Annotated in this window: 23 protein-coding genes; 8 read left to right on the top strand and 15 right to left on the bottom strand. The window is 72.0% G+C overall.

The window, feature by feature from the left end; translation table 11 throughout:
- Nucleotides 1–4: 4 nt before the first annotated feature.
- Nucleotides 5–925 (bottom strand): RNA polymerase sigma factor SigJ, encoded by a 921-nt coding sequence (gene sigJ, locus ACP4J0_RS14200; RefSeq protein ID WP_426599024.1) that lies wholly within the window; start codon nt 923–925, stop codon nt 5–7.
- 105 nt (nt 926–1,030) lie between these two features.
- Between sigJ and ACP4J0_RS14195 the strand changes: the two genes are divergently transcribed.
- Nucleotides 1,031–1,393 carry a hypothetical protein gene (locus ACP4J0_RS14195; protein ID WP_426520150.1) on the top strand — a complete coding sequence of 121 codons (363 nt, stop codon included), beginning with the start codon at nt 1,031–1,033 and terminating at the stop codon, nt 1,391–1,393.
- 115 nt (nt 1,394–1,508) lie between these two features.
- Here the strand turns inward: ACP4J0_RS14195 and ACP4J0_RS14190 are convergent, their stop codons facing one another.
- Nucleotides 1,509–2,438, bottom strand: a complete 930-nt coding sequence (locus ACP4J0_RS14190; RefSeq protein WP_426599023.1) for a GNAT family N-acetyltransferase — start codon at nt 2,436–2,438, stop codon at nt 1,509–1,511.
- Between the two features lie 173 nt (nt 2,439–2,611).
- Here ACP4J0_RS14190 and ACP4J0_RS14185 point away from each other — a divergent pair, with 173 nt between their 5' ends.
- On the top strand, nt 2,612–3,052 hold the full coding sequence (locus ACP4J0_RS14185) for a hypothetical protein (protein ID WP_426599022.1): 441 nt from the start codon (nt 2,612–2,614) through the stop codon (nt 3,050–3,052).
- Nucleotides 3,053–3,205: 153 nt separating this feature from the next.
- Here ACP4J0_RS14185 and ACP4J0_RS14180 read toward each other — a convergent pair whose 3' ends face one another.
- Nucleotides 3,206–4,087 (bottom strand): SDR family oxidoreductase, encoded by an 882-nt coding sequence (locus ACP4J0_RS14180; protein WP_426599157.1) that lies wholly within the window; start codon nt 4,085–4,087, stop codon nt 3,206–3,208.
- Nucleotides 4,088–4,518: 431 nt separating this feature from the next.
- Nucleotides 4,519–4,926 (bottom strand): RidA family protein, encoded by a 408-nt coding sequence (locus ACP4J0_RS14175; RefSeq protein ID WP_426599021.1) that lies wholly within the window; start codon nt 4,924–4,926, stop codon nt 4,519–4,521.
- A gap of 104 nt (nt 4,927–5,030) precedes the next feature.
- On the opposite strand from ACP4J0_RS14175, the gene ACP4J0_RS14170 reads away from it, so the two are divergent.
- The 3 genes from ACP4J0_RS14170 (at nt 5,031) to ACP4J0_RS14160 (ending at nt 7,299) form a co-directional block, all read left to right on the top strand.
- A complete protein-coding gene (locus ACP4J0_RS14170; protein ID WP_426599020.1) occupies nt 5,031–5,411 on the top strand; it encodes a winged helix-turn-helix transcriptional regulator in 381 nt (126 codons plus the stop codon).
- A 309-nt stretch (nt 5,412–5,720) separates the two neighbouring features.
- Nucleotides 5,721–6,314, top strand: coding sequence for a tellurite resistance TerB family protein (locus ACP4J0_RS14165; RefSeq protein ID WP_426599156.1), 594 nt, complete (start codon nt 5,721–5,723; stop codon nt 6,312–6,314).
- A 79-nt stretch (nt 6,315–6,393) separates the two neighbouring features.
- Nucleotides 6,394–7,299 (top strand): aminoglycoside phosphotransferase family protein, encoded by a 906-nt coding sequence (locus tag ACP4J0_RS14160; protein WP_426599019.1) that lies wholly within the window; start codon nt 6,394–6,396, stop codon nt 7,297–7,299.
- 272 nt (nt 7,300–7,571) lie between these two features.
- On the opposite strand, the gene paaE is transcribed toward ACP4J0_RS14160, so the two are convergent.
- The 5 genes from paaE to paaA are packed head-to-tail and all read right to left on the bottom strand — an operon-like array spanning nt 7,572 to nt 11,345.
- Nucleotides 7,572–8,732: a 1,2-phenylacetyl-CoA epoxidase subunit PaaE gene (gene paaE / locus ACP4J0_RS14155; RefSeq protein WP_426599018.1), complete on the bottom strand. Its 1,161-nt coding sequence runs from the start codon at nt 8,730–8,732 to the stop codon at nt 7,572–7,574.
- The gene (paaD, locus tag ACP4J0_RS14150) at nt 8,732–9,247 is read right to left on the bottom strand and encodes a 1,2-phenylacetyl-CoA epoxidase subunit PaaD (RefSeq protein ID WP_426599017.1); all 516 of its coding nucleotides are present in this window, start codon (nt 9,245–9,247) and stop codon (nt 8,732–8,734) included. Before paaD ends, paaE begins: the two co-directional genes overlap by 1 nt.
- Nucleotides 9,241–10,068 carry a 1,2-phenylacetyl-CoA epoxidase subunit PaaC gene (gene paaC, locus ACP4J0_RS14145; RefSeq protein WP_426599016.1) on the bottom strand — a complete coding sequence of 276 codons (828 nt, stop codon included), beginning with the start codon at nt 10,066–10,068 and terminating at the stop codon, nt 9,241–9,243. The genes paaD and paaC overlap by 7 nt, the downstream gene beginning before the upstream one ends.
- Before the next feature lie 9 nt (nt 10,069–10,077).
- Nucleotides 10,078–10,371 (bottom strand): 1,2-phenylacetyl-CoA epoxidase subunit PaaB, encoded by a 294-nt coding sequence (gene paaB, locus ACP4J0_RS14140; RefSeq protein ID WP_426520136.1) that lies wholly within the window; start codon nt 10,369–10,371, stop codon nt 10,078–10,080.
- Nucleotides 10,368–11,345: a 1,2-phenylacetyl-CoA epoxidase subunit PaaA gene (paaA, locus tag ACP4J0_RS14135; RefSeq protein ID WP_426599015.1), complete on the bottom strand. Its 978-nt coding sequence runs from the start codon at nt 11,343–11,345 to the stop codon at nt 10,368–10,370. The genes paaB and paaA overlap by 4 nt, the downstream gene beginning before the upstream one ends.
- Before the next feature lie 227 nt (nt 11,346–11,572).
- Here paaA and paaI point away from each other — a divergent pair, with 227 nt between their 5' ends.
- The 3 genes from paaI (at nt 11,573) to ACP4J0_RS14120 (ending at nt 14,761) form a co-directional block, all read left to right on the top strand.
- A complete protein-coding gene (gene paaI / locus ACP4J0_RS14130; RefSeq protein WP_426599155.1) occupies nt 11,573–11,986 on the top strand; it encodes a hydroxyphenylacetyl-CoA thioesterase PaaI in 414 nt (137 codons plus the stop codon).
- On the top strand, nt 11,983–13,329 hold the full coding sequence (gene paaK, locus ACP4J0_RS14125) for a phenylacetate--CoA ligase PaaK (protein WP_426599014.1): 1,347 nt from the start codon (nt 11,983–11,985) through the stop codon (nt 13,327–13,329). The genes paaI and paaK overlap by 4 nt, the downstream gene beginning before the upstream one ends.
- A gap of 133 nt (nt 13,330–13,462) precedes the next feature.
- On the top strand, nt 13,463–14,761 hold the full coding sequence (locus ACP4J0_RS14120) for a flavin-containing monooxygenase (RefSeq protein ID WP_426599013.1): 1,299 nt from the start codon (nt 13,463–13,465) through the stop codon (nt 14,759–14,761).
- A 99-nt stretch (nt 14,762–14,860) separates the two neighbouring features.
- Here the strand turns inward: ACP4J0_RS14120 and ACP4J0_RS14115 are convergent, their stop codons facing one another.
- From ACP4J0_RS14115 to ACP4J0_RS14090, 6 genes are all read right to left on the bottom strand, one after another.
- Nucleotides 14,861–15,988, bottom strand: a complete 1,128-nt coding sequence (locus tag ACP4J0_RS14115; RefSeq protein ID WP_426599012.1) for a tryptophan dimethylallyltransferase family protein — start codon at nt 15,986–15,988, stop codon at nt 14,861–14,863.
- A gap of 207 nt (nt 15,989–16,195) precedes the next feature.
- Nucleotides 16,196–17,545, bottom strand: coding sequence for a cytochrome P450 (locus tag ACP4J0_RS14110; RefSeq protein ID WP_426599011.1), 1,350 nt, complete (start codon nt 17,543–17,545; stop codon nt 16,196–16,198).
- Between the two features lie 15 nt (nt 17,546–17,560).
- Nucleotides 17,561–18,154: a GTP-binding protein gene (locus ACP4J0_RS14105; RefSeq protein ID WP_426599010.1), complete on the bottom strand. Its 594-nt coding sequence runs from the start codon at nt 18,152–18,154 to the stop codon at nt 17,561–17,563.
- A complete protein-coding gene (locus ACP4J0_RS14100; RefSeq protein WP_426599009.1) occupies nt 18,129–18,509 on the bottom strand; it encodes a DUF742 domain-containing protein in 381 nt (126 codons plus the stop codon). Before ACP4J0_RS14100 ends, ACP4J0_RS14105 begins: the two co-directional genes overlap by 26 nt.
- Nucleotides 18,506–18,907 (bottom strand): roadblock/LC7 domain-containing protein, encoded by a 402-nt coding sequence (locus ACP4J0_RS14095; protein ID WP_426520120.1) that lies wholly within the window; start codon nt 18,905–18,907, stop codon nt 18,506–18,508. The genes ACP4J0_RS14100 and ACP4J0_RS14095 overlap by 4 nt, the downstream gene beginning before the upstream one ends.
- Complete coding sequence (locus ACP4J0_RS14090; RefSeq protein WP_426599008.1) at nt 18,904–20,076, bottom strand: ATP-binding protein; 1,173 nt, start codon at nt 20,074–20,076, stop codon at nt 18,904–18,906. The genes ACP4J0_RS14095 and ACP4J0_RS14090 overlap by 4 nt, the downstream gene beginning before the upstream one ends.
- Nucleotides 20,077–20,110 lie beyond the last annotated feature (34 nt).

Raw genomic sequence — 20,110 nt, 5'->3', positions numbered from 1 at the left:
GACATCACGACTCCCCGGACGGGCCCCGGCCGTCCCGCACCCACGGCCGCAGCTTCTCCGGATTGCGGACGACCCAGATCCGGGTGACCCGGCCGTCGGCGACCTCGAACGAGGCCACCGTCACGACGGCGCCGGCACGCCGGGCCACCAGGCCCGGCACACCGTTGACCGACCGCTGCAGGAGTTCGAGCCCGGGAGCCTTGTCGGCGATGGCGGCCATGTACTGGGCGATGCGCGCACCGCCCTCGATCGGGCGTAGGGCGGCACCGGCCATGCCGCCGCCGTCGGCGGTCATCACAGCGGCCGGGTCGAGGAGGTCGACGAGGGCCGCGATGTCCTTGGTCTCCCACGCCGCTTTGACCTGCCGTACCGCGTCGGCCTGCCCGGCCGCGGTCGCCGGAGCGCGGGCGCCGCGCGCCCGCCGCCGGGCGGAGGCCGCGAGCTGCTTGCAGGCGGCGGGGGTCCGGCCGAGGACGTCGGCGATCTCGGCGAAGGGGTAGCGGAAGACGTCGTGCAGGACGAAGGCCACCCGCTCGGCGGGGGTCATCGACTCCAGGACGACGAGGAAGGCCATGGACACCGATTCGTCCAGGACCATCTGGTCGGCTGGGTCGGTGCCATGGCCGTGCCCCCACTCGGCGCGGTCGGGCAGCGGGTCGGGCAACCACGCGCCGACGTAGCGTTCCCGCCGGGCCCGCGCCGAGCCGAGCACGTCCAGGCAGACGCGGCCGGTCACCGTCGTCAGCCAGGCGCCGGGGGACACGATCTCGTCCCGCCGGCCTTGCGGCAGCGCGTACCAGCGCGCGTAGGCCTCCTGCACGGCGTCCTCGGACTCGGCCAGTGAACCGAGCAACCGGTAGGCGACATTGATCAGTTGGCGTCGCTCACCGGCTGTCCCATCGGTGCGCGCGCCGGCCGTCCCCATACTCCCGACCGCCTCCTCGCCTTACCTTTCGCAGGCCCGCGTCGTCGGGCTGGTGAGACCTTACCGATCTACCGCCCCCCGGGCGGAAAAGAAGGGGACCGTGACATGGCAGCCTCGGCAACGACACACCGCCGCTACTCGTTCCTGCGGATCGCGATCGCCCTGCAGACCCTGACCATCTTCCTTCAGGCGGTCTCCGCCGGGCTGCTGATGTCCTCGTCCTACGGAGAGACGCTGCACAGTGCCGGAGCCCGCGTGATGTACGGGGCGTCGATGCTGTACGTGCTCGCGGCGGTGCTGGCGTGGAAGCCGGGCGGCGGCTCGCCCCGGCCCATCTGGAACGCGTGCGGCTTCCTCGTCCTCGCCTCGGTCCAGGTCGTGGTGGGCATCGCCCACATGTCGTCGGTCCATCTCCCCCTGGGTGTCCTGATGTTCGGACTGAGCGTGCTGGCCCTGGCACGGCGCTGAGGTCCGCCACCGGGGGCGGTGACAGAGCGTCCCGGGACGGTGGCAGGGCCCGCCGGGCAGGGCCTGGGCCGGGTGTTACTCGTCGGTGTCGGCGGACGGACGCGTTCGGCGGCCGTCAGCCGATCACGGCCTCCCAGGTGTCGACGGCGTAGTGGACCGTCATGCCGTGGCGGCCGTACAGCCGCGGGGCGCCCGTCGCGTTCTCGGTGTCGACACCGAGGCCCACCGTGTCCCGGCCCCGAGCGGCGAAGTGGGCGAAGGCGTGCCGGAGCAGGAACGCGCCCAGGCCGCGGCCTCGGGCCTCGCGCAGGACACCGATGCTGCGGATCCAGCCCATGGCCTCGCGGTCGTCCCGGGCCAGCAGGAACCCGGCGTCGCCCAGGTCTTCGGTGCCGGCGATCCAGACCAGGGACCAGTCCAGCCCCTCGGCGTGAATGTCGTTCAGCCAGAGCCGGTAGTCGCGCGGCTGGAAGTCGAAGTGGTCCGCGAACGCCTGCTGGTACAGCTCGTACACCCGGATCCGGTCGGCCTCCGTGGCGCAGGCCCGTATCCGCACTCCCGCCGGGACGTCGGGCGGGAGGTCGCTCGCCGGGTCCACCGCTCGGCGCAGTACCTGATGACGCCGTACGACGCTCCAGCCCCGCGCCTCGAGGAGTTCGGTGTCGGTCGTGGGCCGGGCGGCGAGGTGCAGGTGGACGACGGCCCGCGCGGCTCCGTTGGCCCGTGCCACGGCCAGGGCGCGGGCCTCCATGGCCGCCAGCATGAGCAGTCCGGTCCGCTGGTGGTCGGGGAGCACGTAGTGGTCGATGTCGATGCGCTCTCCTCCCGACTCGTCCCACAGCAGCCCGTACGCCACCAGCCGGCCGTCGTCGAAGGCCAGCCACGAATCCCGCGCCAGATCCGTCCGAGGGTTCTTCAGGTCGGCTTCGACGGTGTGCTGGTCGGTCTCGGGCCGGCCGATCTCGATCCGGTCGATCTCGTTGAGGAGGTCGGTGATGGCGGGGGCGTCGGCGAGGGTGGCCGACCGCAGGGCAGCAGGGGACATGGGGGCAGGGTCGTGTGCGCCGCGGGGTGACCGCAACGGGTTTTCCGCCGGCCGCGCTGTCCACGGTCCGTCCTCTTGCCGATGCCGGTGTCGATCCGGGCACGTAGGGCGGCGAACCGCGGGCATACGGAGGTCCCGAGGCCCTCTCCGTCGCCGACCAACGGGAGTTCCCTGTGACGCCGAGCCTGCGGACCGCCCGCGCGTGCCGTGCCGCCGCCGCCCTGCTCCTTGCCGCCGCCGGATACGCGGCCACCCACCACCCCTGGCTCGCCCTCCCCGGCCTGTACGCCGCCGCCGTGTTCGCGTGGTGCGCGGCCCGCGCCCGGGCCGGGCACCGGCTGCTGGTCGCGCGGGCGCAGCGCGCCGAGCGGCTGGCACGCCCGCGCCGCCGGCGGCCGCTCAGTACCGATCTCCCCGTGTGCTGCGCGTTCTGGCAGCGCTCCGACGGCGCGGGGCACGGCCCGGAGTGCACCCGCCCCGCTGCCGCCCGCGTCCCCCTCCGCGTCGGCTGCTGCGAGCGGTGGTGGACGTCTCTGGGCGCACAGCACGACGCGGGATGCCGCCATCGTGCCGGCGCTCGGGACGGGGGCCGGACCCGCACGGGGCCGCGGTAGGGACCGGCGGTCGTCCGCCCGCCGGACGTCTCGGCGTACTTCTTCCGCAAGGGACCGGACCGGCCGTGGCAGAGATGTCACGGCGCCGGTGGGGGCGGGCCGCCGGGCCCGTTCGGGGAAGAACCCCGCGGCCCACGCGTGCCTGCCACCGTGTCAGCGGGTGTCCGTCAGACCGCCGGTGACGGCGATGACCTCGCCGACGGTGAAACTGGAGTCCGCGTCGGAGGCCAGGTACACGTACGCGGGAGCCACCTCCTCCGGCTGGGCGACCCGCCCCATGGGGGAAGAGCTGCCCAGGTTGGTCAGATAGTCGTCGGGGAACCGCTGCCCCGCCAGGTTGAGCACCGTCCAGGTCGGCCCCGGGGAGACGATGTTGGCGCGGATGCCGCGCTCGGCGAGGTGGGGGGCGATGGACTTGGTGAAGACGACCAGAGCTGCCTTCGAGGCGGCGTAGTCCATCATCATCTCGCTGCCCTTGAGCGCCTCCTCGGACGCGGTGGCGATGACGGCGTCGCCGTGGGAGAGGTGCGGCAGGGCCGCCATCACCAGGTGGAAGTAGGCGTAGACGTTCGTCTTGAAGACCCGGTCGAAGTCCTCGGCGGTCAGGTCGGAGAGGCTGTTCTGGCTGTTGAGGAAGGCGGCGTTGCTGACCAGGACGTTCAGGCCGCCCAGCTCCGCGACGGTGCGTTCGACGGCGTCCGCGCAGAAGGCCGGCTCGCACAGGTCGCCCGGCAGCAGCAGGCAGGCGCGGCCCTCCTTCTCGACCGCTTCCCTGGTCTCGTCGGCGTCGCTCTGCTCCTCGGGCAGGTAAACGATGGCGACGTCGGCCCCTTCGCGGGCGTAGAGCACGGCGACCGAACGGCCGATCCCGGAGTCGCCCCCGGTGATCAGCGCGACCTTTCCGGCGAGCTTCCCGGAGCCCCGGTAGTTGGCGGCGAGGTAGCGCGGGCGCACTTCCATCCGCTCTTCCAGGCCGGGGCGCTGCTGGCGCTGGAACCGGTAGGGCGGAGAGAACTCCGCCTCCTCCTGGGGCATCGCCGGACGGTCGAGCGGTCCGTCGCCCGTTCCCTTCCTCTCCACCATTACTGGCCTCCATACGATCGCCTGCGCGGTCGGCGCCACCGGCCGGCGGCGCCCAGCAGTCGCCTGTCCCGAGCGCGGACACGCAAACAAGCCACGTCCGGGGCCCGGGCGAGCAGAGCCGGGCGGGCGGGTCTCCCAGCGGCTCACGGGAACCGGTCGGCCCGGTCCGTCAGGAGACCGCGGTCAGGACCGCGGTCAGGACCGGGGGCGGTGCGACGGACGGTCGCGCCGTGCTCGAAGTCGCGGACGGCGGACCGGGGACGACCCGAGCAGACGGAGCACGCGTTCGGCCGCTCGCTTCTGTCGGGTCGGCCGCCCTCTCCCCTGCCGGCCCAGTGCCGAGCCGACGGGAGGAGAGGGCGGTCGGGCCGCGGAACGGCTGTTCAGTCGATGACCGCGGTGACCTCGACCTCGATCAGATGCTCGGGCACGTCCAGCGCCGCGACGCCGAGCAGGGTGGCTGGCGGTGCCGCGGTGACCCCGAGCTTCGCCTTCCCCCGGGCGATGCCCTCCAGCAGTTGGGGCATCTTGTCGGGGGTCCAGTCGACGACGTGGACGTTCATCTTCGCCACGTCGTCGAAGGAGGCGCCGGCCTCGGCCAGGGCGATGCCGACGTTGACGTAGCACTGCTCGGCCTGTGCCGCGAGATCGCCTTCGCCGACCGTGGTCCCGTCGGCGTCCCAGGCGACCTGCCCCGCGATGAAGACCAGTTTCGATCCGGAGGCGATCGACACCTGCCGGTAGACGTCGATCTCCGGCAGTCCGGCGGGGTTCACCAGGGTGATGGCCATGACTTCTGTCTCCTTGCCCTTGCGGTCTCTTGTGGTTACTCGGGAACCGTAGGAGAGTGGCCACTGACATGGAAGAACGCACTTTTCAGTGACTGGGGAACCCGATGGTGACCAAGCAGTTCACCGGCTCGCCCGACGACGCGGACCTGACACGCGCGGACTCCCTGGCGCGGGAGATCTTCTCGGACATCGCCAACAAATGGGCACTTCTGATCATCGAGGCGCTGGGTGACCGCACCCTGCGCTTCAGCGAGTTGCGCAACGAGATCGAGGGCATCAGCCACAAGATGCTCACGCAGAATCTGCGCATGCTGGAGCGCAACGGGCTGGTGGAGCGGTGCGTGCATCCCACCGTGCCGCCGCGCGTCGAGTACACCCTCACGGAACCGGGTCAGGGACTGCGGGAGACGACACACCACATGTGCGACTGGACCCACCGGTACCTGGGCCACATCGAGGCCTCCCGTCGCAGCTTCGGCCCCTGACGGGCGGGGCACGGTTCAGCGTCCCCGGCGCGGGGGGAGCGGGAAGCGCGGAGTGCGGGGAGCGGCGCGCAGGACCCGGCAGCGGCCGACGACGCGTTCAGCCGGGCCACAGGTCTCGCTCGCTCGTCCAGCCGACCGACCGTCAACTCCTGGCCGCACCGCCCACTACGCCACCGTGAGACACTTTGCCTGGTCTTTGCCTTTCGGGAACCACGTGGCCCCCGGGTGCGTTCATCCTGATAGCCGCGAGAAATCGCGGCCGAGGACCAAGACGGATACGCAGCAGCAACAGAAGCCGAGGTGGCACGAGTGGCGATGTGGGACAAGATCAAGGACCAGGCCAAGACCTTCCAGCAGTCCCAGGGCACTCGGGGAGCGAGCGGACCCGGGCAGGGACCGCAGGGGCATCAGGGCTACCAGGGCCCTCAGGGTTCCGGCCGGCCGGGCTCGTCCTCCGGCGGCTCCAAGGCCCAGCTGATCGGGATGTTCAAGACCCAGCTCGCATCGGTCAAGACCGAGCTCAAGAGCGGCGCCTACCGGGACGCCAGCATGGCCATGTGCGCCCTGGTCGCCGCGGCCGACGGGCAGGTGGAGCCGGCGGAGCGGCAGCGCGTGGAGGAGCTGATCGTCTCCAACGAGGTCCTGCAGAACTTCCCGGCGGACCAGCTCCGCCAGCGGTTCAACCAGCATGTGGACCGGCTCGTCGGCAACTTCGAGCTGGGCAAGAGCGAGGCCCTGCAGGTGATCGCCAAGGCTGCCAAGAAGCCCGCGGAGGCCCGCGCGGTCATCCAGACCGGCATGGTCATCGCCGGGGCCGACGGCGTCTTCGAGCCCTCCGAGCAGTACGCGATCCGCGAGGCCTGCACCGCGCTCGGCGTGCCGCCCTCGGAGTTCGGCGTCTGATCCCGTCCGCTCGCGGACGGGAACTCACGGACGGGAAAGCGTTTGACGGCCGTCGGCGTCGAAGGCTCGGATGGGGTCCATGAGTTCAGGGCAGCAGACGCATCCGGGCCGGTACCCTCTCGACGTCCGTCTCGTACGGCGGCTGGTCGAGGGACGGTTCCCGCAGTGGACGGGCCTGCCCGTCGAGCGCTTCCCGTCCGGTGGCACGGTCAACGCGATGTACCGGCTGGGCGACGACATGGTCGTACGGCTGCCGTTGGTCGAGGGCGGTGCCGGGGACGTGCTGGCGGAGCGGAAGTGGTTGCCCCGCCTGGCGCCCCTTCTGCCCGCCGCCGTCCCCGAGGTGCTCGGGGACGGCGAACCGGCCGAAGGGTATCCGTGGCCGTGGTCGGTGTACCGGTGGCTGCCCGGGGAGATTCCCGAGGCCGGGGCACTGGACGAACCCGCGCTGCTGGCCGGGGACCTGGCCGGGTTCGTGGCGGCGATGCGGCGCGTCGCCCTGCCGGGCGCCCCGTGGGCCCATCGCGGCGGCCCGCTCGCCACGCTCGACGAGCCGACGCGGGCCGCGATCGGGGAACTGCGCGCTCTCCCCGAGGAAGGCTTCGACTGCGACGCCCTGACCGCCGTGTGGGACGACGCGCTGCGGGCACCGGCGTGGGACGGACCACCGGTCTGGCTGCACGCCGACCTGATGCCGGGCAATCTGCTGGTGGACGGCGGCAGACTGTCCTCGGTGATCGACTTCGGGTGCATGGGAGTGGGCGACCCGGCCTGCGATCTCTTCCCGGCGTGGAATCTGCTGCCGGCCGGTGCGAGGACGGTCTTCCGCGAGGCGCTCGGTGTGGACGAGGCGACGTGGAGACGCGGCCGGGGGCGGACCCTGTCGCAGGCACTGATCGCGTTGCCGTACTACCGGGAGACCAATGCCGCGATGGCCGGCAACGCCCGGCACGTGATCCGGGCGGTGCTGTCGGAGGACGGCTGACCAGAGCCTCTTACGGCGCGGTCCTCACACCCTCGACCGGGTTCCGGGCCCGCTCCCGCACGGCGGCCGTGACGGGCGGCCGAGTCCGCCCGGACGCGGCCCTTCCCGGAGGCGTACGGCGCGGGGCGGAGACCGGGCTCGTAGGAACGAACGCCGCCGTTCCCCGTGCCCTCCCCGTGTCCCCCGTGTCCCCCGTGTCGACGGCACCGCAGGACGCGGCGATGGCCGTGCCGGCCCCGCCCGAACCCGAGGCACAAGAGGGTGACGTCCGCTCAACTGTCGTAGTCCACGGTCAGCTTCTCGGAGACCGGGTACGACTGGCAGGTCAGGACGTAGCCGGCGTCGACCTCGGCCTTTTCCAGCGCGTAGTTGCGGCGCATGTCGACGCTGCCGTCCGTGACCAGGGCCCGGCAGGTGCCGCATACGCCGCCCTTGCAGGCGAACGGCAGGTCGGGGCGGGTCTGCTGGGCGCCGTCGAGGACCGGCCGCTCCCGGGAGAGGGCGGAGGTCGTGGCGCGGCCGTCCATGACGACGGTGACCTCGCTGACGGGTCCCCGCGGGCCGGCCTCCTCGTGACGGACCTCCCGCACGGGCTCGTCGTCGGCGTGGAACAGTTCCCGGTGGACCCGGTCCGCCGGGACGCCGAGGCCGGTCAGGACCTGCTGGGCGTCGGCGACCATGCCCTGCGGGCCGCACAGCCACCAGTGGTCCGCGCTCTCCACGTCCACCAGGGAGTCGACGAGCGTCGCCAGCCGTCCGGCGTCCAGGCGGCCGGAGAGCACCTCCGCCTCGCGGGGTTCCCGGGAGAGCACGTGAGCCAGGTGGAAGCGGCTCGGGTGGAGGTCCTTCAGGTCGGCCAGTTCGTCGGCGAACATCACCGTGTCGGTGCGGCGGTTGCCGTAGAAGAGGGTGACGGCCGAGCGGTCGTCGGCGGCCAGCACCGACTCGGCGATGGACACCATGGGCGTGATGCCCGAGCCGGCCGCGATCAGCACGTGGTGGCCCGGGGTGCTCAGGTCGGGTGTGAAGCGGCCGGTGGGGGCCATCACCTCGACGGTGTCGCCCGGACGCACCTCGCTCACCAGCCACGCCGAGAACAGGCCGCCCGGCACCACCCGCACCCCGATGCGCGGCGTCGAGCCGGCCGGCGCGCAGATCGAGTACGAACGGCGCTCGTCCCGGCCGTCCACCTCACGCCGCAGGGTGAGCGACTGGCCGGGCGCGAAGGCGAACTCCTCGGCCAGTTCGTCCGGGATCTCGAAGCTCACGGCCGCCGCGTCCGCGCACAGCCGCTGGACGGCGGCGACGCGCAGGCGGTGGAAGGCGGGACGGCGGCGGGCGCGCGCCGGCGACGCCGAACCGGACGCGGTCGCCGAGCCGGACGCGGTCGCCGAGCCGGACGCGGTCGCCGAGGCGGGGGCGGTCGGGGCCATCAGATCTCCTTGACGTACTCGAACGGCTCGCGGCAGGACCGGCAGCGCCACAGCGCCTTGCAGGACGTGGCGGCGAAGCGGGAGGTCTCCTCGGTGTCCGCCGAGCCGCACCGGGGACAGGGCACCGCGGGCCGGGTGGGCGACAGGACGAGGGCGACCGGGCCGCGGGGGGCGGCGCCGGGCGGGGCGATGCCGTGCTCGGCGAGCTTGCGGCGGCCGGCCCCGGTGATCCAGTCGCTGGTCCAGGGCGGATCCAGGACCGTACGGATCTCCACGCGCGCGAACCCCGCGTCCCGCAGCCGGGCGGCGACGTCCGCCCGCATCTCGGCCATGGCCGGGCACCCGGAGTACGTGGGAGTGAGGCTCGCGACCACGGTGCCGTCCCCGGTCACCTCGACGCCGCGCAGCACACCGAGGTCGGCGAGGGTCAGCATGGGCAGCTCGGGGTCGGGCACCTGCTCGGCGACGTGCCGCGCGCGGCGGGCGTCCAGAGGTGCGAGGCCACCGGTCACCATGTCGCCTCCGGGTGGGCGCGGGCGACGCCCTGCAACTCCGCGAGGAGCGGCGCCAGATGCGGGGTGTGCTCGCCGGTACGGCCGGAGCCGGGCAGGGGCCGGTACACCGGCAGGGTCAGTCCGGCCGCCTCGGTGACCTGGCGCAGGTCGTCGGCGACCTCGTCCCGTGCGTCGTACGCCGTGTGCAGTTCGCCGAGGTACGGAGCGACCTGGTCCAGCGCCGCCCGCGTCCTGCGGTGCGACTCGTCCGTGCCGTCGCCCAGCCGCACGGCCCACTCGGCGGCGTACTGCCGGTGGTACGTCAGCTCCTTGACGCCCTTCGCGGCGACCGCGGACAGGACCGGGTCGGGGTGGGTCACCAGCCGCTGGAAGTGGGCCAGGCGCCAGCTGGAGAGCACCAGCAGCCGCACGATCGCGAAGGCGAAGTCGCCGCCGGGCAGTTCGGCCAGGGTCACGTTGCGGAAGTCGCCGGCATCCCGGAAGTAGGCGTAGGCGTCCTCGTCGCGGCCGGTGCCGTCGGCCTGGCCGGCGCGCGAGTAGAGCAGGCGGGCCTGGCCGAGGAGGTCCAGGCCGATGTTGGCCAGCGCCACCTCCTCCTCCAGCTCGGGCGCGCGGGTGACCCATTCGGCGAGCCGCTGCGCGCTGACCAGGGCGTCGTCGGCGAGGGCCACGCAGTCCGCGGCCAGTTCACCGGCGTCGACGCCCTCGGGCACGGCGGTGTCGACGCCGTGCAGCGGGTCCTCGAAGCCGGTGCCGTACGCCCAGCGGGTGTCGTCCTCGTGCCCCTCGGCCAGGCTCAGGTAGACGTGGTCGTCACTCATGCCCTGCTCCTAGATGTGGGGGACGTCGTCGGGGATGTCGTAGAAGGTCGGGTGGCGGTAGACCTTGTCGGCGCTGGGGGCGAAGAAGGGGTCCTTCTCGTCGCGGGTGGAGGCGGCTATGTGCTCGGAGCGCACGACCCAGATGCTCACGCCCTCGTTGCGCCGCGTGTAGAGGTCGCGGGCGTGGGTGAGGGCCATCGTGTCGTCGGCGGCGTGCAGCGAGCCGACGTGGACGTGGTTGAGGCCGCGCTTGCCGCGTACGAAGACCTCGTACAGCGGCCAGCCCTGCTTCCCGGAGGTCATGCCGCCGCTCCCTTCTCCGCGCGGGCCGCCTGTTTGGCCGCGTGGGCGGTGGCCGCCTCGCGCACCCAGGCGCCCTCCTCGTGGGCGGTCCGCCGCCGCCGGATCCGCTGCTCGTTGCACGGGCCGTCGCCCTTGATGACGCGCATCAGCTCGTCCCAGTCCGGGGTGCCGAAGTCGTGGTGGCCGGTCTCCTCGTTCCAGCGCAGCTCCGGGTCGGGCAGGGTGACGCCGAGCTTCTCCGCCTGCGGGACGGTCATGTCGACGAAGCGGCGGCGCAGTTCGTCGTTGCTGTGCCGCTTGATCTTCCAGGCCATCGACCGCGCCGAGTTGGGCGAGGCGTCGTCGGGCGGGCCGAACATCATCAGGGACGGCCACCACCAGCGGTCCACCGCGTCCTGGACCATCTCGCGCTGGGCGTCGGTGCCGCGCATCATCGTCATCAGCAGCTCGTAGCCCTGCCGCTGGTGGAAGGACTCCTCCTTGCAGATGCGCACCATCGCGCGCGCGTACGGCCCGTACGAGCTGCGGCACAGCGGCACCTGGTTGCAGATCGCCGCGCCGTCCACGAACCAGCCGATCACGCCGACGTCGGCGAAGCTCAGCGTCGGGTAGTTGAAGATCGACGAGTACTTCTGGCGTCCCTCGATGAGCCGCTCGGTGAGGTCGTCGCGGTCCGCGCCGAGCGTCTCGGCCGCCGAGTACAGATACAGCCCGTGCCCGGCCTCGTCCTGGACCTTGGCGAACAGGATCGCCTTGCGGCGCAGCGACGGCGCCCGGGTGATCCACTCGCCCTCCGGCTGCATGCCGATGATCTCCGAGTGCGCGTGCTGGGCGATCTGCCGGATCAGCGTCTTCCGGTAGCCGTCCGGCATCCAGTCGCGCGGTTCGACGCGCTGGTCGTGCGCGATCGTCGCGTCGAACTGCTCCTGCAACCCGTCCGGGGGCGGTGCCTCGGCGGCGTGTGTCGTGGTCATCGTCACCAGCTTCCCAACCGACCATTCGTTCGGTATCAGTGTGACGCGTTTCCCGGTGCCGGGCAAGACCCGGGACTCACGCCGGCCACACTCTTGACAGGGCGGACACACCGCTGGATTACTGGGCCCTGCCATGTGCGAACCGAATGGTCGGTCGGGAGACAAGGTGGTGGAACCACGTGGTGGGACAGGTGTCGCGGGCCGCTGAGCCGTCGCCCACGGAGGTGATGTTCCGCGCGGACGAGGCGTCCCGGCGGCTGGGCATCGAGCTGGTCGAACACGGGGAGGGAAGCGCCGTACTCCGCATGACCGTGACCCCGGCGATGGTGAACGGACACAGGATCGCCCACGGCGGCTACCTGTTCCTCCTCGCCGACACCGCCTTCGCCTGCGCGTGCAACAGCCACGGCCCGGTGACCGTGGCGGCGGGCGCCGACATCGTGTTCGTCGCGCCGGCCCGTGAGGGCGACGTGCTCGTGGCGCGTGCCGAGGAGCGCGCCCGGTTCGGCCGCAGCGGCGTCTACGACGTGACCGTGCGGCGCGCCGGAGAGGTGATCGCGGAGTTCCGCGGACGCAGCCGCAGCATGCGGGACACTACGGCGCGCGAGACGCCGGGCACGACGACGAAGGAGTCGCGATGAGCAGCGAGCCGACGACCGGGGCGGCCCCGGCTCCCCGCCGGGGAGAGCCCCTCCCCCACGACCTGCTGGACGACGCCGAGCGGCTGTCCCGGGAGCGGCTCCGGGAGCTGCAGCTCGACCGGCTGCGCACCACCCTCCGGCACGCCTACGAGAACGTGGAGCTGTACCGGAAGAAGTTCGACGCCGCCGGGGTGACGCCCGACGACTGCCGCAGCCTCACGGACCTGGCCCGGTTCCCCTTCACCACCAAGGCCGACCTGCGGGACACCTACCCCTTCGGCATGTTCGCCGTCCCGATGGCCGACGTGCGGCGCGTGCACGCCTCCAGCGGTACCACCGGCCGTGCCACCGTCGTCGGTTACACGGACAACGACCTGTCGATGTGGGCGGACGTCGTCGCCCGTTCGATCCGGGCCGCCGGCGGCCGTCCCGGGCACAAGGTGCACATCTCCTACGGCTACGGCCTGTTCACCGGCGGCCTCGGTGCCCACTACGGCGCCGAGCGCGCCGGGTGCACGGTGATCCCGGCCTCCGGCGGCATGACGGCGCGGCAGGTGCAGATCATCCAGGACTTCCGGCCCGAGATCATCATGGTCACCCCCTCCTACATGCTCACCCTGCTCGACGAGTTCGAGCGGCAGGGCGTCGATCCGCGCACCACCTCCCTCGAGGTCGGCATCTTCGGTGCCGAGCCGTGGACCGAGGAGATGCGCCGCGAGATCGAGGAGCGGATGGACATCCACGCCGTCGACATATACGGGCTGTCCGAGGTGATCGGCCCCGGCGTGGCACAGGAGTGCGTCGAGACCAAGGACGGGCTGCACGTGTGGGAGGACCACTTCTACCCGGAGGTGGTCGACCCGCTCACGGACGCCGTGCTGCCCGAGGGCGAGGAGGGTGAGGTGGTCTTCACCTCGCTCACCAAGGAGGCGCTCCCGGTGATCCGGTACCGCACGCGCGACCTGTCCCGGCTGCTGCCGGGCACCGCACGGCCCGCCTTCCGCCGGATGCGGAAGGTCACCGGCCGCTGCGACGACATGATCATCCTGCGCGGGGTGAACGTCTTCCCGACGCAGATCGAGGAGATCGTGCTGCGCACGCCCGGCGTCACCCCGCACTTCCAGATCCGGCTCACCGAGCGCGGCCGCATGGACCACATGACCGTACGGGTGGAGGCCCGCCCCGACGCGGGTCCCGAGCAGCGCGAGGCCGCCGCCGAGGCGATCGGACGGGGCGTCAAGGACGGCGTGGGCGTCACCGTGGAGGTGGAGATCACCGACCCGGAGACCCTGGAGCGCTCGCTCGGCAAGCTCCGCCGGGTCAGGGATCTGCGCGGGGAGTGACCGTCGGCCTGCGGAGGGACGAAACGTGAGCACCGACACGTCCGTTCACCTCCCGTACTGGTGTGCACGGAGGTGTGGATGGGCAGTGAATGCATGATCGGGGGAGATTGAGTACGTCCTGGGGGTAAATCCCGTGCGTGTGTGTGTGATCGGTGCAGGTCTGTCGGGGCTGGCGGTGGCCCACGCCCTCAAGGAGCGTGGCATCGGGTTCGTCTGCCTGGAGAAGGCTCCCGACGTCGGCGGGATCTGGCGTCAGCCGGAGGCCGGAGAGCGTGGCCCCGGGTACCTGTCGCTGCATCTCAACACCGCCAAGCAGCTGACCGGTTACGCCGGCTTCCCGATGCCGTCCTCGTACCCGCTCTACCCCCGGCACAGCCAGGTCGCCGCCTATCTGCGTTCCTTCGCGGACTGGGCGGGCATACGCGACCACGTCGAGCTGCGGACCGAGGTGGTGTCCGTGGGCCGGGACCCGGACGGCATGTGGACGGTCGTCAGCCGGGACGCGGACGGCGCGGTGGCGTCGCGGCGGTTCGAGCAGGTGATCGTCGCGTCGGGACACCACACCGACCCCGCGCTGCCCGACCCTCTTCCGGCGGGTTCCGACGCGTTCACCGGAAGGATCCTGCACTCCCTCGACTACCGCGACGGCCGCGACTTCGCCGGACAGCGTGTCGTCGTCGTGGGCCTCGGCGCCTCGGCGGTGGACATCGCCGCGGACCTCTCCCGGCATGCCGCCCAGACCGTGCTGTCGGTGCGCCGGGGACTGCACATCGTGCCCAAGCAGCTGTACGGGCAGTCGCTCGACGAGATCGCCGAAGCGCCGTGGTGGAACGAGATGTCCTTCGCCGAGCGGCGCCAGTGGGCCGAGGAGGCCCTGCACGTCGCGCGCGGCAGGCTGGCGGACTACGGACTGCCCGAGCCCGACCATCCGCTCTTCTCCTCCGCCACGACCCTCTCGGACGAGATCCTCAGCCGGATCCGGCACGGCGCCGTGACCCCGAAGCCCGCGATCGGCTCCTTCGACGGCGGCCAAGTCGTCTTCACCGACGGCACCCGGGTGGCGGCGGACGCGGTCGTGTACTGCACCGGCTTCCAGATGACCTTCCCCTTCCTGCCCGCCGGCTGTCCGGTGGCGGCGGACGGCTCGGTCGAGCTGTACCGACGGGTCGTCCCGGCCGACCGGCCGGGCCTGTACTTCGTCGGACTGGTCCGGCCGGTGGGCGCGATCACCCGGTTGGTGGAGGCCCAGGCACAGTGGGTGGCGCGGATCATCGACGGCGATGCCGAGCTGCCCGCGGCGGACGAGATGCGCGAGGAGATCGACACCTACCTCGCCGCCATCGTCCAGCGCTACGGCCGGACGCAGGGCGCGTCGATCCAGGTCGACGTGGGCCCGTATCTGGCGGAGTTCCGGGAGTCGCTGCCCGTGTAGCCGCCCCACCGGGCGCCGTCGGCGGTGCCCGGCCACCACGTCCGTGACCAGGGCTCCCGGTACGTCCGCCGGGAGCCCTGCGGTGTCCGCACGGTCCGCTCAGCGCACCGCCACCGGACGGCGGACAGCCTCCGCGACCGGCGGCCTGACCGCGTACGCCTCCGAGGAGAGGTAGGCCGTCACCCGCGGCGGGCGGCCCTGTTGGTGGGCCAGCGCCAGGTAGGCGATCAGCCCCACGCCGTCCTCGGGCCGCCGGTCGGTGACGGCGGCGAGCGCGCGCACGAGCGCCGAGGCGTCCATGCCGTGGTGGCGCAGCAGCCTCGCCGCCCGTTCCAGGGCCTCCCCGTCGTGCCGGGCGTAGTCCCTGACCGGGATGTGGAGGGTGAAGCCGCTCGGCCGGGCGGTGGCGGTGTCGGTGAAGGAGTGGCAGGACAGGCCGGGCCGCCTGCCGAGCCCCGTGGCGTCGGGCCCGAGGCCCGCGGCCGTGCGGAAGAAGCCCTCGATGCCCGCGGGGCCGGGGCCCGGGTCCATGCGGGACAACCGCCCGGCCTGGCCGGCCGTGAGGTTGTCGTGGCGCACGTAGACCTTCACCCGGGGTTCCTCCCAGTCACCCAGGTCCAGGGCGAGGAACGGGTATCCGCTGCCCTGAGGCAGGGTGGCGAAGGCCCTGTGATGGCCCAGCCGGTGCAGCGCCTCGCGCACCGTCGCGGCGGAACGTTCCGCGCCGTTCGCTGCCGGGTTCAGGTAGACCTTGACCTTGGGCACACCGCCGGGTCTCAGTTCCAGGGCGCACCACAGGGCCAGGGGACCGTGCGGGGCGGGTGGCAGGAAGAGGTCCTGGAGGTCGTCGAGCGGGCCGGTGGTGAAGTTCCAGCGCCGTGCCATCGCCCGGATCGTCTCGACTCCGACGCTGCCGTTGCGGGCCAGGCTGTCTGCGCCGCAGCCCGGTTCCAGGAGCAACCGCAGGGCGGGAGCCGCGTCCGGCCGGAAGGAGAGGGAGAACTCCACGGGGGTGTGGTCGTCGGACAGGAAGGTGCGGGTGGGCGGCGGCAGGTTCAGCGGTCGCTCGGCCACCGGCCCCAGAGAGCCGGTCAGGACCTGGGCGTAGGTCTCGACGTCGGACTCGGACAGGCCGGCGACCGCGCCGAGTCTTCGCAGCTGACCGCTGGTGAGGGCGCCGAGCGTCGGGGTGCCCCGCAGGACCGTGCCCGTCGTGTCGGCGGTCACCGGCCCGGCCCCCGCCGGAGCCGCACAAAGCGATACCCGCCTGGGGAGGCGGGTATCGGGGGGATCGGCGGCGGGAAAGCGGCGTCCGTGGATATGTGGTCCACGACACCTCCTTTTACTCGTAAGCAACTTGAATGCCGCGTTGCTCACTACCCGTGCCGTTGGATCTTCATGCGGAAGGGGCGGGTTGGTCAGGTGTTGCGCATGTCACCTGGTGAGCCAGTTGAGGAACTGGCTCCACATGCCGCTGCGTTCGGCCGGGTGGGCCGTGTTCGCCGCCTTCTCCCGCGCGGCCGTCGCGGTGTCCGGCTCCGGGCCGGTACCCCGTCCGGACCGCACCGGGGTGAAGCGGGCCGGCAGCGTGGCCAGGGCCCGGTTGAACGGGCCCGGACGCCACGTCAGGCTGTCCTCGGGTACGGCGAGTGCGACGTCGGGCAGCTCGTTGAACAGGTGCTCGATGGCGGTGACCGTGATGTGCCGGGCCGGTTCCTTGGACGGGCAGGCGTGCGGGCCCGCGCTCCAGGCCAGGTGCGCGCGGTTGCTGCCGGCCTGGCGCGAGGCCTTGAGCGCCGGGCCGGTGTTGGCCGCGGCGAAGCTGACCAGGACCAGGTCGCCCGCCTGCAGGTGCTGTCCGGCGAGTTCCGTGTCGGCGGCCGGGTAGTGCGGCGCGTAGTTCGACATGGGAGGGTTCTCCCACAGCGTGTCGTCGAGGGCCTCGTCGATCAGGCCGCCCTCACGGGCGTACCGGTCGTGGGTGAGGAGCCGGTGCAGGGTGTTGCCGATGAGGTTGCGCAGCGGCTCGGCGCCCGCGCCCAGCAGCAGCGCGAGCTGGTGGACCATCTCCTCGTCGGTCAGCCGCGCCTCGTGTCGCATCAGCCAGGAGGTGACGTCCTCACCCGGCTTGCTCCGCTTGAGCGCGACCAGTTCCTCCACCGCCTGGAACAGCACGGCGGTGGCCTTGTCGGCGTTGACTCCGTCGAACATGCCGGAGATGCCGAACAGCACCCGGTCGCCGATGTCGGCGGGGCAGCCGAAGAGTTCGTTGAACACGAACAACGGCAGCTGCCTGGCGTAGTCGCCGAGCAGGTCGGCCGAGCCTCGGCCGCCGAACTGGGAGATGAGGTAGCCGGAGATCTGCTCGGTGCTGCGGCTCAGCCGGCGGGTGTCCACCCGCGCCATGCTGTCGGTGACCGCCTGACGCAGGCGCAGGTGGTCGGCGCCGTCGGCGAACATGCAGTTGGGCCGGTAGGCCAGCAGCGGTGCGACGGGGCTGTCCGGGCCCACCTTGCCCTCGTTGAAGGCCCGCCAGCGACGCGCGTCCTTGCGGAAGGAACCGGAGTCCTGCAGCAGCTGGAGCGCCGCCGCGTAGTCCGTGACCAGCGTCGCCTCGACCCCGGGGGCCAGTTCGACGGGTGCGGCCGCCCCGTAGTGGCGCAGGTACTCGTAGTACGCCTGCGGGTGGGCGGCGAACTCCGGGCCGTGCAGCGGCACGCGGGCACCGGAGCCGTGTGCCGGGCACCCGGGCGGCGGCACCGGGGCGGTGTCGTGGGCGTTCATGTCTGCTCCCAGCTCCTAGCGGGTGCGGTCCAGCAAGTAGCGGACGAGGGTGGTCAGTGCGGCGGCCGAGGACTTCTCGTCGCGGGCGTCGCAGGTGACGACGGGGGTGTCGTCGAGCAGGTCCAGTGCCTCGCGCAGCGCCCGCTCGTCGCGCAGCGGGGCGCCGTCGAAGTGGTTGACGGCGATGGCGTAGTCGAGTCCGTAGTGCTCGATGAGGTCGATCACGGGGAACGAGTCGGCCAGCCGCTCGGGGTCGACCAGCACCAGGGCGCCGAGCGCTCCGCGGGCCATGTCCTCCCACATCTGGACGAAGCGCTGCTGACCGGGCGTGCCGAACAGGTAGAGCACGACGCGGTCGCTGATGGTGAGGCGGCCGAAGTCCATGGCGACCGTGGTGGTGGTCTTGCCCTGGACCCCCTTGAGGTCGTCGACCGACTCCGCGGCCTGCGTCATCGTCTCCTCGGTGGACAGCGGCTCGATCTCGGAGATGGAGCCGATGAGGGTGGTCTTGCCCACCGCGAAGTGGCCGACGACGAGGATCTTCACCGCCGTCTGGGTAGCTCCGCCGCGTACGTAGTCCTGCTCACCCAAACTTGGCGCGGAGACCATTGAGCACCTCCTCCAGGATTTCCTTGTCGGCCAGGCGTGCGCGGGCCACGGGCGGGCGGGTCATGAGGTGGCCGCCCTCCATGAGGGACGCCAGCAGGATCCGCACCACCCCCAGCGGGAAGTGGGAGTGGCCGGCGATCTCGGCGACCGAGAGGTAGCCGGCGGAGCAGAGGTCCAGCAGGCTCTGCTCCTCGGGGGACAGCCGGGCCGGCCGCCGCGCGTCCTCGGCGGAGGCGGTGACCAGGGTGATGAGGGAGAGGTGCTCCTCGTCGGGCAGGCCGCGGCCCTTGGTGATGACGTACGGCCGCACTAATTCGGGGGCCTCGGACTCCCAGCCGTCGTCGTGGCCGGTCATGAGCGGGTGCCGAGGTTCTCGCGCGGCGGTGTCGTCAGCCGCTTGCCGAGCTGGGCGACGAGTTGCTGCATCCGGAAGGTGATGTCCGCCATGTCGACCTCCGGGGAGGCGGAGACGCCGAGGTAGGCGCCCTCGCCGGCGGAGATCAGGAAGACCCAGCCGCCGTCGAACTCGACCAGGGTCTGCCGCCACGCGTGGTTCGGGTCCTCACAGAAGAAGGCGAGGGTGCGGCTGAGTGACTGCACGCCGCTCATCGCGGCGGCGACCCGGTCGGCGTCGTCCTTGTCGAAGTCCTGCGTCCGGGCCATCAGCAGTCCGTCGGCGGATATCAGGACCGCGTGCAGGGCCCCGGGAATCTCCAGGGCGCTGTCGAGCATCCATGACAGGTCGTCGTTCACGAGTCCTCATGTCCTTCGCTGCTTGCACCGGGTGTTCTGCTCGTCCGGCCCGTCTCCTCGGGCCGGGTGACGCGGCCGGTCTGCGTGCCCCGTTGGAAGGCGGCCATGATCTGCGCCTGCTCGGAGTCGGAGCGGCCGGCGGAGCGCGGGGTGGGCGCGCTGCCGGGCACGATGGCCATCGGGCGCTTGCGGCGGCGCCGGGGCAGACCGTCATCGGTCCGGGACGAGGTGAGCGCTGCTTCCGGTCCGCCGTCCTGGCCGGGCCGGGCCGTGACCCGGGCGGCCGGGGCGGGTGCCTTCTTCTCCGGCATGGCGGTGAGCAGTTCGTGCGGCAACAGGACCACCGCGCGTACACCTCCGTAGGGGGAAGAGGAGTCCACCGACACCTCGAAGCCGAAGCGCTCGCACAGCAGGCCGATGACCGCGAAGCCGAACTGCGGCGGATTGCCGAGCCCCGCGACACCCGAGGCACGCTCGGTGGCGAGCAGCTTGTCGGCGCGGGCGCGCTCCTCGTCACTCATGCCGACACCGGCGTCGTCGACGACGACGCAGATGCCCTTGGGCACGGTCCGGATGTTGATCTCGACGACGGTGTCCGGGCTGGAGTAGCTGGTGGCGTTGTCGAGCAGTTCGGCGAGGGCCAGGGCGACGGGTTCGACGGCCCGGCTGGTGATGCCGAAGTCGACCTGCGAGAGGATCTCCACCCGGCGGAAGTGCCGGACGCGCCCCTGCGCGCTGCGCACCACGTCGTAGACCGAGGCGGTGTCCCGCCGGCCGCCCAGCCAGCCGTCGCACAGGACCGCGATGGACTGGGCACGCCGGCCGAACTGCGAGTTGGTGTGGTCGATCTCCAGCAGGTCCTGGAGGAGCGCCGAGTCGCCGTACTTGGTCTGCAGCCGGGAGAGGACCAGCTGCTGTTCGGCGGCGAGGCCCTGAAGGGTCCGCATGGCCGATTTCAGGACGGTCTTCGTCTCGTCCTCGGCCCGCTCCTGTGCCGCCTGCACGGACTTGCCGTAATCGTTCTCCAGCTCTGTGTAATGGGCCCTGAGCCCTTGAACCTCCTGCCGCAAAGCTCGCGCCGCCCTGCGCTGGCGGCTGATGAGCGCGGCGGCGGCGACGAGGGCGACGAGGGCGACCCAGAGCAATGGGTTCCCTATGTATTCCGTCATAAGACTCTCTTCAGGCGACTGAAGGCCGGTTTGC

Source organism: Streptomyces sp. WG7 (assembly GCF_049975785.1).
Classification (GTDB): Bacteria; Actinomycetota; Actinomycetes; order Streptomycetales; family Streptomycetaceae; genus Streptomyces.
Note: the sequence above shows the minus strand (reverse complement) of the source record. Positions and strands in the feature narration are given on the sequence as shown.